We start from the raw sequence: 11,206 nt of genomic DNA on the forward strand, positions 1-11,206 counted from the left end.
GCCGGTCGCCGTGGGCGGCGGCGGTGCGCTCGGCCGCCAGCACCTCCCGCCGGCCGGCGGCGTAGCGGGCCGCCAGACCCGCCGCGGTCGCGGTGAGCGGCGGCAGCGCGGCCGGGACGGGCGCGGGCACCGCGGACGGCCGGGCGGCGCCCGGCACCGGCACGGCTATGGCGGCGCCGACCAGCGCGGTGAGCAGAGGGCGGCGGATCCTGTTGACGTCGATCACGCCCACGACGTTGCCGCAGACCGGCCTCCCTCCACATCGGACCGTGGGTCCATTCCGGGGAGCCCCCGGCAGACCCAGGTAGTAAGACCGTGGTCCGATACACCGGCCCCGGCCAGGGGATTCGACCCTGACGGGGCCCAGCCGGTGGAGGCCGTGCCGCCTCTGGGACTCGGGCCGGGCGACCGCTGAGCGGTCCCCGGGGTCCGGCGCCCGCCCCTCGGACGGGATTGTCGGGGGGCTCCGGTAACGTCCCTGGTCCTGGCAAAGGGAGGAAGCCGATCATGAGTGAGTTGCAGGAGCAGGTCCAGGCGGCCGTCGACGACCTCGTCGAGTCGGGCGCCGAGCAGGGTGTCCAGGTCGCCGTCTACCGCGACGGCGAGCTGGTCGCCGACGCCGTCGCCGGGCTGGCCGACCCGGCCACCGGCAGGGCGGTCACGTCCGCCACGCCGTTCTACAACTTCTCCATCGGCAAGGGCGCCACCGCCGCCGTGGCCCACGTGCTCGCCGAGCGGGGACTGTTCACGTACGACACGCCCGTCGTGGAGCTGTGGCCCGAGTTCGGCGCCCACGGCAAGGAGGGCGTGACCGTGCGCCACGTGCTGACGCACTCGGCGGGGTTGCCCGGCGTGCCGCTCGACAGCACGCCCGAGGACATGTGCGACTGGGACAAGATGGTCGCCGCGCTGGAGGACGCCGAGTTGTGGTGGGAGCCCGGCACCCAGGTCGGCTACCACGCCTACACGTTCGGCTACCTCGTGGGCGAGATCGTCCGCCGGGCCACCGGCAAGCCGATCTCCCAAGTGCTGCTGGAGGAGGTCGCGGGGCCGCTCGGCGTGGGCGACGAGCTCTACTTCGGCATGCCGCGCGCCGAGCATGGCAGGCTGGCCGTGCTGGAGGACGCGCCCATGGACATGTCGGCCTTCGGTGACATGCCTGACGATCTGCCGATGTTCAAGGCGGGGCCGATGTCGCTGTTCCCGACCGCCGCGCTCGGCAGCCGGGAGGACTACCTCATCGCCGACATCCCGGCCGGAGGCAAGACGACCGCCCGCGCGATCGCCCGCCTCTACGCCGCGCTGCTCGGCGACGTCGACGGCGTGCGGCTGATCAGCCCCGAACGGCTGCGCGAGGTCACCACGGTGACGGCCAGCGGCCCCGACGCGGTGTTCGGCAACCCGTCGGCCTGGGGGCTCGGCTACGCCATCGGCCACCCGGCGTCCACCGCCGAGCAGACGCCGACCTGGTTCGGCATGGCCGGAGCGGGCGGCAGCGCCGCCTACGCCGACACGGCCACCGGCACCGTCATCGCCCTGACCAAGAACCGCCTGACCGCCGACTTCGCCGCCTACGAGCGCATCAGCGAGATCGTCACCAAGACGACCTCCTGACCCTGCGACGGGGCGGCGTGTGCGGCCCGCGCGCTGAGCCACCCGGCGGCCGGGCGTCGTACGCGCGTGTACGTCGCCCGGGGGCGCGACTCCCCGGACGGTGTGGCCCGTGGGCGTGTGACCCCGTGAGGGGCGACCCAGCGGAGCGTGTGCCACGTCGCCCGGGGGGTACGCGACCCCGGGGCGGCATGACTTGGGGCCGCGCGTGACCCCGTGGTGCGTGACCGACGGCGCGCGGGGCGGAACCCGCGCGAGGCGAAACGCGTACGGGGCGGAACCTGCGGCGGGCGGAACGCGTACGGGAGGAGAACCTGCACGTGGGCGCCCCCGCGGTGGGCGGGGTGGGGTGGGGCGCGGTACGGTCCCTGTTGACCTCGCGCGCATCCGGGCGAGACGGGTGCGCGCGCGTGAAGCACGAGCCGGCACCGCCCGAGGAGTTCGCGTGTATTTGCTGACCAACCCCGTCAAGGACTATCCCTGGGGGTCCCGTACGGACCTGGCCGGGCTCACCGGCAGGCCCGTGCCCTCTCCCGGTCCCGAGGCGGAGATGTGGCTCGGCGCCCATCCATCGGGCTCGTCGGTGCTGGCCGAGGAGGGGCGCAGCCTGGCCGACGCGGTCGTCGCCGACCCCGCCGGGATGCTCGGCGAGGCGGCGCTCGGCCGGTTCGGGGAGCGGCTGCCGTACCTGATGAAGCTCATCGCCGTCGAGGCGCCGCTGTCGCTGCAGGTGCACCCGTCGGCGGAGCAGGCGGCCGACGGGCACGGCCGCGGCGTCTACGGCGACCCGTGGCCCAAGCCGGAGCTGATCCGGGCGCTGACGCCGTTCACCGCGCTGGCCGGGTTCCGCGACAGTGAGCAGTCGGCCATGCTCATCGACCGGCTGGGCGTGCGCGGGCTGAAGGACGTGGTGGCGCTGCTGTCGGCGGGGTCGCCGCTGGAGGCGCTGGCCGCGCTGCTGGCCGCGGGTGACGTGGCCGAGCAGGCCGGGTGGTCCGCCTCGGCGGTTCACCAGCCGGACTACGCGCTGGTGGCGCGGCTCGCGCGGCAGTACCCGGGCGACCCGGCCTGCCTGGCGCCGCTGCTGCTCCAGCGGCACGAGCTGGAGCCCGGGCAGGCGCTCTTCCTGGAGGCGGGCGTGCTGCACTGCTACCTCAGGGGCTTCGGGGTGGAGATCATGGGCAGCTCCGACAACGTCATGCGCGCCGGGCTGACGTCCAAGCCGCTCAACGTGCCGGAGCTGCTGCACATCACCGATCCGGCGCGGGTGCCGCACCCTCTGGAGGCGGGCGCGGACGGCGTCTACGCCACGTCGGCGGAGGAGTTCCGGCTGCGGCAGCTCACCGGCGGCGAGTGGCGGCTCGCGGGCGGCTCGCCGCGCATCGTGCTGTGCACGGACGGGTCCGTGACGGTCGGCGGGCGGCGGCTGGTCGCGGGCGAGTCGGTGTTCCTCCCGGCCGCCGACGGCGACGTGGTGGCGCACGCCAACGGCCTCGCCTTCTGCGCCGAGCCCGCCCTCTGACCGCTCCAGCAGCTCCGGCAGCTCCAGCCGGACAGCGCCGCGAGGCGAGACGAGAACGAGCTCGTCCCGCCCCGCGCGTCCACGAGCGGAGGCGAGCGGGCGCGGTCAGCAAGGGCGGTCGATGACGAACGCCGGCGGGTTCGACCCGGGCGGCTCGGGTGAGCTTCGCACGCAGCGGGAGCCCGTCGGCGACGACTGGATCGTCTGGGAGGCGGAGGAGTCCTCCGTGAGCCTGGACTGATCCGCCTGCTGGTCACCGGCGAGCGCTTCGACCGGAACCCCGTCTACGGCGGCCCGCGTGACGACGTCACCCCCCAAGGGGGTGGGCGGTCAGGTGGGTTCGGTGAGGACGCGCTGGGCGACGGCGAAGGCGGCGTTGGCCGCCGGGACGCCGCAGTAGATCGCCGTCTGCAGCAGCACCTCGCCGATCTCGTCCGGCGTCAGCCCGTTGCGCAGCGCCGCCCGCACGTGCATGGCCAGCTCCTCCAGGTGGCCGTGGGCGACGAGCGCGGTGAGGGTGATGCAGCTGCGGGTGCGGCGGTCGAGGCCGGGGCGCGTCCAGATCTCGCCCCACGCGTAGCGGGTGATCAGGTCCTGGAAGTCCCGGGTGAAGCCGGTGGTGCGGGCGATCGCCCGGTCGACGTGCGCGTCGCCGAGCACTTCGCGCCGCACCCGCATACCGGGCCCGGCGGACCCAGTGGACCCGGCGGGCACGGCAGGCAGGTGGGTGAGCAGCGCGGCGGTGACGGCCTCGGGCCGGTCGGCGGTGGCCAGGTGGGCCGCGCCGGGAACCTCCACGAGCGTCGCGTCCGCGATGCCGTCGGCGAGCAGCCGGGCGTGCTCCGGCGGCGTCGCCGGGTCCTGCCGCCCGGCCAGCACCAGCGTGGGGACGGCGATCCGCCCGAGCTCGCCGCGTACGTCGTAGCCGGCCAGCGCGTCGCAGCAGGCGGCGTACGCCTCCGGGTCGGCCCCGGCCAGGTCGTCCAGCAGCCCCTGGTCGGGCGGCCCGGCGAACCAGCGCCGGGCGGTGGCCTCCAGCAGCGGCCCGGTGCCCTTCTCCCGCACCAGGGCCGCCCGGTCGCGCCACCCCTGCGGCTCGCCGAAGCGGGCCGAGGAGCACACCAGGGCCAGCGACCGCACCCTGCCGGGATGGCCGATCGCCAGGGTGGCGCCGATCGCCCCGCCGATGGACACGCCCGCGTAGTGGAAGCTCTCCCACCCCTGGCCGGCGGCCGTGCGGACGACGAGCGCGGCCAGGTCGTCCATCGTGCGGGCGTCCTGGCGGGGTGAGCCGCCGTGGCCGGGCAGCTCGTACCTGAGCACGCGGAACGTGCGCGCCAGCGCGGCCACCTGCGGCTGCCACACCTTCGCCGAGGTGCCCAGCGAGGGGCCGAGCACCAGCGGCTCGCCGCCCTCGGGGCCGTCGAGCGTGTACTGCAGCAAGATCACTCCTCTTCCAGCGCCCTGTCGACCAGCGCGCCCGCCGACCCGGGCGCGCGGTCCAGGGGGTGTACGTCGGGCACGCGCAGGTTGGCGCGCATGCGCTCGGGGTGCACGCGCAGGTCGGCGACCAGCTCGGCGGCGTCGCGGGAGGCTCCGGCCACCAGGCGGATCGTCTCGCGCAGCGGCTGCCATTCGGCGTGCCAGGCCCCGGCGGGGCGTTCGTCCTCGGCGGCGAGGGAGCCGTACAGGATCGACGCCAGCGCGGGCGCCTGACGCGCGGCGGCGGCGATCATGGTGGCGCGTACCGGGTTGTGCTTGTGCGGCATGGACGACGAGCCGCCGCCGACGCCTTCCGACAGCTCGCCGATCTCGGTGCGTGACAGCACCAGCACGTCCGCGGCGACCTTGCCGAGCGCGCCCGCCGTGAACGCCAGCGCCCCGGCCAGGTCGGCGACCGGCGTCCGCAGCACGTGCCAGGGGAGCGGCGGCTCGGCCAGCCCCACCTCCCGGGCGAACCGGGCCACCAGCAGCAACCCGATGTCGGGCTGTTCCGCGTCCTGCGGGTGGAAGGCGGCCAGGGTGCCGGCGGCGCCGCCGAGCTGGGCCGGGAGGGCCTCGCGGGCGGCGCGCAGGCGGTGGCGGGCGTCGGCGGCGAGCTTGCGCCAGCCGGCCGCCTTGAGTCCGAACGTGGTGGGCACCGCCTGCTGGGTGAGGGTGCGCGCGGCCATGACCGTGTCGCGGTGGGCCGCCGCGAGCGCGCCCAGCCCGGCGATCACCCGGCCGAGGTCGGCCAGGACGGGGCCGAGCGCGCGGGAGGCCGTCAGCATGAGGGCGGTGTCGAGGATGTCCTGGCTGGTGGCGCCCCGGTGGACGTGTTCGCCGTACGGGTGGGCGGCCCGGCGCAGGTCCTCGACGAGCGGGATGACGGGGTTGCCGCCGGAGCGGGCGCGTACGACGAGCGAGGGCAGATCGAAGGCGGCGGCGCGGGCGGCGGCGGTGACGGCGTCGGCGGCCGGTGCCGGGGCCAGCCCGAGCGCGGCCTGCGCCCGGGTGAGCGCCGCCTCGGCGTCGAGCATGGCTCCCAGCAGCGCCGCGTCACCGGTCGCCGCCACCGCCGCCCGCATCGGCGCCAGCAGCCCGAGATCCGCGCCCCCATGCCCCGGGGAGCCGTCAGCCGAAGTCCCGTCAGCCGAAGTCAAAGAAGACCGTCTCCTTCTCGCCCTGCAGGTGGATGTCGAACCGGTGCACGCCCTCCCGCTCCCGGACCGCCATCAGCGTGTGGCGCCGCTGCGGGGGCACCGTGTCCAGGAACGGGTCCTGCCCGAAATAGATCCTGGTGAACAGGTGGTGCAGCAGCCCGCGGGCGAACACGCACACGCTGATGTACCCGTTGCCGGGCATGACGGTGCGCAGCGTCCAGCGGCCGTCGGCGTCGGTGGCGACGCGGCCGAAGCCGGTGAAGTCGACGCCATGCCTGCCGATGACGCTCCCGTCGACGAGGTCGCGCCGCAGCGTGCCGGGCGCGCCGCGCAGCTCGCCGGAGGCGTCGGCCTGCCAGAACTCCAGCAGCGCGTCGGGCACCGGGTCCCCGGCGCCGTCGTGGACGTACCCGTGGACGGTGATCCCGGCCGGGTCGGCGGGGGCGGCGAGGTCGCCGCCGCCGGGGAAGGGCAGCGCGTAGCCGTAGAACGGGCCGACGGTCTGCGAGGGGGTGGGGTTCATCGGCCTTCCTCCATCCAGGTCGCGGCGGGCCCGTCGAGCACGATGTCCCACCGGTAGCCGAGCGACCACTCCGGCTGGGACAGCTCGTGCGCGTAGGCGGCGACGAGCCGCTGCCGGGCGCGCTCGTCGGTCACCGAGTTGAGGATCGGGTCGTACGGGAAGAGCGGGTCGCCGGGGAAGTACATCTGCGTGACGAGCCGCTGCGTGAACGCCGCGCCGAACAGCGAGAAGTGGATGTGCGCCGGACGCCAGGCGTTGACGTGGTTGCGCCACGGGTACGCGCCGGGCTTGATCGTGGTGAACGCGTAGCGGCCCTCGTCGTCGGTGAGGCAGCGGCCGACGCCGGTGAAGTTCGGGTCGAGCGGCGCGGGGTGGTCGTCGCGCTGGTGCCGGTAGCGGCCGGAGGCGTTGGCCTGCCACACCTCGACGAGCTGGCCGCGCACGGGCCTGCCGTCGCGGTCGAGCACCCGGCCCTGGACGGTGATGCGCTCGCCGAGCGGCTCGCCGGGGTGCTGCCTGGTGAGGTCGGCGTCGAGGGCGGTGACGTCGGTGACGCCGAACACCGGGCCGCTCAGCTCGGCCGCGTCGGGGTCCTTGACGGAGATCAGCGGCTGCTTGGGGTGGCGCAGCACGCTGCTGCGGTAGGGGGCGAAGTCGCGGTCGGGGTGGCCGCTGGGGGGCCCGGCGGGGGCCTCGCGCAGCTCGCGGTCGATGTCGGCCTGCGTGAGGGGCTGGGTCATGTCGCTCACCTTTCGAGGACGACGGCCAGGCCCTGGCCGACGCCGATGCAGAGGGTGGCCAGGCCGGTGCCCGATCCGGCGGCGGCCAGGCGGTGGGCGACGGCGCCGGTGACGCGGGCGCCGGAGGCGCCGAGGGGGTGGCCGAGGGCGATCGCGCCGCCGGAGGGGTTGACGATCGCCGGGTCGAGGTCGGGCATGAGCGCGAGGCAGCCGAGCGCCTGGGCGGCGAACGCCTCGTTCAGCTCGGCGGTGGCCAGGTCGCCGGCGTCCTTGCCGGCCTTGGCCAGGGCCCGGCGGCTCGCTTCGACGGGGCCGAGGCCGAACAGGCGGGGTTCGAGCGCGCTGGCGGCGGTGGCGGTGATGCGGGCGAGCGGTTCGCGGCCGCGCAGCCCGTCCTCGTCGGTGAGCAGCAGGGCCGCCGCGCCGTCGCTGAGCGGCGAGGAGTTGCCGGCGGTGACGGTGCCGCCTGCGCGGAAGGCGGGCTTGAGCCGGGCCAGGGCCTCGGGCGAGGTGTCGTGGCGGATGCCCTCGTCGCGGTCGAGCCCGGCGATCGGCACGATCTCCCGTTCGAACGACGCCGCGGCGGCCTTGCGGTGGCTGGCCAGCGCGAACGCGTCCTGCTCGGCCCGGCCGATGCCCTGCTGACCGGCGATGAGCTCGGCGCCCTCGCCGAGCGGGACGGTGTGCTCGGCGGGCATCGCGGGGTTGACCAGCCGCCAGCCGAGCGTGGTGGACACGAGCTCCTGCGGCCCGGCGGGGAAGGCCCGCTCGGGCTTGGGCAGCACCCAGGGTGCGCGGGTCATCGACTCGACGCCGCCCGCGATCACGGCGGAGGCGTCGCCGAGGGCGATCATCCGGTACGCCTGGATGACGGCCTCCATGCCGGAGCCGCACAGCCGGTTGACCGTCACGCCGGGCGTGGTCACCGGCAGCCCGGCCAGCAGCGCGGCCATCCGGGCGACGTTGCGGTTCTCCTCGCCGGCGCCGTTGGCGTTGCCGAGCACCACCTCGTCGGCGCTCTCCTGCCCGGTCCGCTCGGCCAGCGCCCTGACGGCGTGCGCCGCCAGGTCGTCGGGGCGGATCCCGGACAGCGCGCCGCCGTGGCGCCCGAACGGCGTGCGGACGGCGTCCACCACGTAGACGGTCCTCATACGCTCACCTCCGCGTCCGTACGGTCCAGCAGTTCGGCCACGCTCACGCCCGGCGCGGTCTCCACCAGGGCCAGCCCGTCGCCGGTGACGTCGAGGACGCCCAGGTCGGTGATGATCCGGTGCACGCAGCGGCTGCCGGTCAGCGGCAGCGAGCACTCGGTGACGATCTTCGGCGAGCCGTCCTTGGCCGTGTGGTCCATGATGACGACGACCCTGCGGGCGCCGTGCACCAGGTCCATCGCCCCGCCCATGCCCTTGACGAGCCTGCCGGGCACCATCCAGTTGGCCAGGTCGCCGCGGGCCGACACCTGCATGGCGCCGAGGACGGCCACGTCGATGTGGCCGCCGCGGATCATGCCGAACGACAGCGCGGAGTCGAAGAACGACGCGCCGGGCCGCACGGTGACCGTCTCCTTGCCCGCGTTGATCAGGTCGGGGTCGACGGCGTCGGGCGCGGGGTAGGGGCCGACGCCGAGGACGCCGTTCTCCGAGTGCAGGACCACGTCGACGTCCGGCGGCAGGAAGGACGGGATGCGGGTGGGCAGCCCGATGCCGAGGTTGACGTAGTCGCCGTCGCGCAGCTCGGCCGCCGCGCGGGCGACCATCTCGTCACGGCTCCAGCTCATGAGGTGACCGTCCGCTTCTCGATGCCCTTGTCGGCGGCCTGTTCGGGGGTGAGGGGCACGACCCGCTGGACGAAGACGCCCGGCAGGTGCACCTCGTCGGGGTCGAGCTCGGTCAGCTCCTCGACCTCGGCGATCGTGACGCGGCCGGCCATCGCGGCCAGCGGGTTGAAGTTGCGCGCGGACTTGGCGAACACCAGGTTGCCGTGCCGGTCGCCCCTGGCCGCGCGCACCAGCGCGTAGTCGGTGGTGATCGCGCGTTCGAGCACGTACGGGACGCCGTCGAACTCGCGGACCTCCTTGGGCGGCGAGGCGACGGCCACCGACCCGTCGGGGGCGTGGCGCAGCGGCAGGCCGCCGTCGGCGACGGGGGTGCCGACGCCGGCGGGCGTGTAGAAGGCGGGGATGCCGGCGCCGCCCGCGCGCAGCCGCTCGGCGAGGCTGCCCTGCGGGGTCAGCTCGACCTCCAGCTCGCCGCCCAGGTACTGGCGGGCGAACTCCTTGTTGTCGCCGATGTAGGAGGCGGTGACGCGGGCGATGCGGCGGGCCGCGAGCAGCAGGCCGAGCCCGCCGCCGTCGACGCCGCAGTTGTTGGACACGACGCTGACGCCGCTCACGCCGCGGTCGTAGAGGGCCTGGATCAGCACGCTGGGGATGCCGCTGAGGCCGAAGCCGCCGACGGCGAACGACGCGCCGTCGCGCACGTCGGCCAGCGCCTCCCCGGCCGTGGCGATCACCTTGTCTCTCCGCACGGGACTCCGTTCGGGTGTTCGCTAGATGAACTTAAGTTCACTATCGTGGACGAGTATGCGCACCCGGAGGCGTTCCTGTCAAAGTGCCTCCAACGATCGAGGAGTGGTGGATGGAACCGGCTGGAACCCTGGAACGCGGGCTCGCCGTGCTGCGCGTGCTGGCCGCCGAGCCGAGGCGGACGCGCGCCACCGACCTGGTGCGCGTCACCGGCCTGGCCCGCTCCACGGTCGACCGCGTGCTGTCCACGCTGGCCCGCCTCGGCTACGTGCGGATGGAGGAGCGCGACGTGCTGCTCGCGCCGCCGCTGATGGAGCTGGGGGAGGCGTACCTGACGGCGAGCGGCCTGCCCGCCGCGCTCGGCCCGCACGCCGAGCGGCTGGCCGGCGAGCTGGAGGAGTCGGTGTCACTGTCGGTGCGCGACGGCGACGGGGTGCGCTTCGTCGGGCAGCACACCCGGCGGCGCACGATGTCGGTCGCCTTCCGGGTGGGCGACCTGCTGCCCGCCGGGCGCTGCGCCGCCGGGCTGGTCTTCCTCGACCCCCGGGCGCCGTACACGGTGGACGACCAGCTCATCGAGCCGGGGCTGATCGCGGTCGCGATGCCCGTGCGCGGCCCCGGCGGCGAGGTGGCGTGCGCGCTCAGCGTCGTCAGCCACACCAGCAGGCACACCGCCGCCGGGCTGGCCGAGCACGCGCTGCCGAGCATGCGGGCGACGGCGGCGCGGATGGAGGCGGCGCTGGCCGAGCAGACCGGGCCGCCGCCGCCCGCCGGTCCGCCCCCGGGCGCCGCCGATCCCACGCGCGCGGTCAAGGACGAGCTGGGCGCCGGCTACCTGCAGTCGCTGGCGCGCGGGCTGGCCGTGCTGGCCGCGTTCGGGACGGGGCCCGGCGGGCTGAGCCTGGCCGCCGTCGCCAAGATCACCGGCCTGCCGCGCGCCACCGCCCGCCGCGCACTGCTCACGCTCGAACGGCTCGGCTACGTGGCCGAGCGCGAGGGCCGCTTCACGCCACTGCCGAAGGTGCTGGAGCTGGGCTACGCGCACCTGTCCGGCCGCACGCTGGGCGAGATCGTCCAGCCGCACCTGGCCGACCTGGTCGCGCGCGTGCGCCAGTCGGCGTCCGTCGCGGTGCTGTCGGGCGACGACGTCCTGTACGTGGCGCGCGTGCCCACGGTGAGCATCATGAGCGTCGACATCACCGTCGGCACCCGCTTCCCCGCCTACGCGACCTCGATGGGCCGGGTGCTGCTGGCCGGGCTGCCGGAGGAGCGCCTGGCCGCGATTGCGCCGCCCCGGCGGCTGACCCGGCACACCGTCGCCTCGCCCGGGGAGCTGGCCGAGGCGGTGCGCCGGGCGGCCAAGGACGGCTACGCCCTCGTCGACCAGGAGCTGGAGGAGGGCGTGCGGTCGATCGCGGTGCCGGTGCGCGGGCGGGACGGCCGGGTCGTCGCGGCCGTCAACGTCGCCACCCACGCCAGCCGCGCCACCCCCGCCGACCTGGTCCGCGACCTGCTGCCCGCGCTCACCGAGGCGGCCGCCAGGATGGAGGCCGACCTGGCCCACGTGCGGCCGCCCTCGTCCTGGCGCTGAACGGGCGGGGTTGTACCGCCGCACCGGTCCCTCTATAGTCTGGCTGACACTAT

10 protein-coding genes and 1 pseudogene are annotated in these 11,206 nt (G+C 75.3%); 3 read left to right on the plus strand and 8 right to left on the minus strand.

Annotated features, from left to right (window positions below):
* Positions 1–226 (minus strand): annotated as a pseudogene (locus KME80_RS33130) (hypothetical protein); the annotation flags it as partial.
* Between the two features lie 281 nt (positions 227–507).
* Here KME80_RS33130 and KME80_RS33135 point away from each other — a divergent pair.
* Together KME80_RS33135 and manA are read left to right on the plus strand one after the other, a co-directional pair.
* The gene (locus KME80_RS33135) at positions 508–1,614 is read left to right on the plus strand and encodes a serine hydrolase domain-containing protein (RefSeq protein WP_219510491.1); all 1,107 of its coding nucleotides are present in this window, start codon (positions 508–510) and stop codon (positions 1,612–1,614) included.
* Positions 1,615–2,056: 442 nt separating this feature from the next.
* Entirely contained in the window at positions 2,057–3,133 is a 1,077-nt protein-coding gene (gene manA, locus KME80_RS33140) for a mannose-6-phosphate isomerase, class I (protein WP_219510492.1), read from the plus strand.
* Positions 3,134–3,463: 330 nt separating this feature from the next.
* On the opposite strand, the gene pcaDC is transcribed toward manA, so the two are convergent.
* The 7 genes from pcaDC to KME80_RS33175 are packed head-to-tail and all read right to left on the minus strand — an operon-like array spanning position 3,464 to position 9,564.
* The gene (gene pcaDC, locus KME80_RS33145; RefSeq protein ID WP_219510493.1) at positions 3,464–4,576 is read right to left on the minus strand and encodes a bifunctional 3-oxoadipate enol-lactonase/4-carboxymuconolactone decarboxylase PcaDC; all 1,113 of its coding nucleotides are present in this window, start codon (positions 4,574–4,576) and stop codon (positions 3,464–3,466) included.
* A 2-nt stretch (positions 4,577–4,578) separates the two neighbouring features.
* Positions 4,579–5,775, minus strand: a complete 1,197-nt coding sequence (gene pcaB, locus KME80_RS33150) for a 3-carboxy-cis,cis-muconate cycloisomerase (protein ID WP_246646182.1) — start codon at positions 5,773–5,775, stop codon at positions 4,579–4,581.
* Complete coding sequence (gene pcaG, locus KME80_RS33155; RefSeq protein WP_219510495.1) at positions 5,762–6,298, minus strand: protocatechuate 3,4-dioxygenase subunit alpha; 537 nt, start codon at positions 6,296–6,298, stop codon at positions 5,762–5,764. The genes pcaB and pcaG overlap by 14 nt, the downstream gene beginning before the upstream one ends.
* Positions 6,295–7,038, minus strand: a complete 744-nt coding sequence (gene pcaH, locus KME80_RS33160; RefSeq protein WP_219510496.1) for a protocatechuate 3,4-dioxygenase subunit beta — start codon at positions 7,036–7,038, stop codon at positions 6,295–6,297. The genes pcaG and pcaH overlap by 4 nt, the downstream gene beginning before the upstream one ends.
* Positions 7,039–7,043: 5 nt before the next feature.
* Positions 7,044–8,189 carry a thiolase family protein gene (locus tag KME80_RS33165; protein WP_219510498.1) on the minus strand — a complete coding sequence of 382 codons (1,146 nt, stop codon included), beginning with the start codon at positions 8,187–8,189 and terminating at the stop codon, positions 7,044–7,046.
* Positions 8,186–8,815 carry a CoA transferase subunit B gene (locus KME80_RS33170; RefSeq protein WP_219510499.1) on the minus strand — a complete coding sequence of 210 codons (630 nt, stop codon included), beginning with the start codon at positions 8,813–8,815 and terminating at the stop codon, positions 8,186–8,188. The genes KME80_RS33165 and KME80_RS33170 overlap by 4 nt, the downstream gene beginning before the upstream one ends.
* Positions 8,812–9,564 carry a CoA transferase subunit A gene (locus KME80_RS33175; RefSeq protein ID WP_219510500.1) on the minus strand — a complete coding sequence of 251 codons (753 nt, stop codon included), beginning with the start codon at positions 9,562–9,564 and terminating at the stop codon, positions 8,812–8,814. The genes KME80_RS33170 and KME80_RS33175 overlap by 4 nt, the downstream gene beginning before the upstream one ends.
* Before the next feature lie 110 nt (positions 9,565–9,674).
* Between KME80_RS33175 and KME80_RS52925 the strand changes: the two genes are divergently transcribed.
* Positions 9,675–11,153, plus strand: coding sequence for an IclR family transcriptional regulator domain-containing protein (locus KME80_RS52925; RefSeq protein WP_219510501.1), 1,479 nt, complete (start codon positions 9,675–9,677; stop codon positions 11,151–11,153).
* The last annotated feature ends 53 nt before the right edge of the window (positions 11,154–11,206 follow it).

Source organism: Nonomuraea ceibae, assembly GCF_019396325.1.
Classification (GTDB): domain Bacteria; phylum Actinomycetota; class Actinomycetes; order Streptosporangiales; family Streptosporangiaceae; genus Nonomuraea; species Nonomuraea ceibae.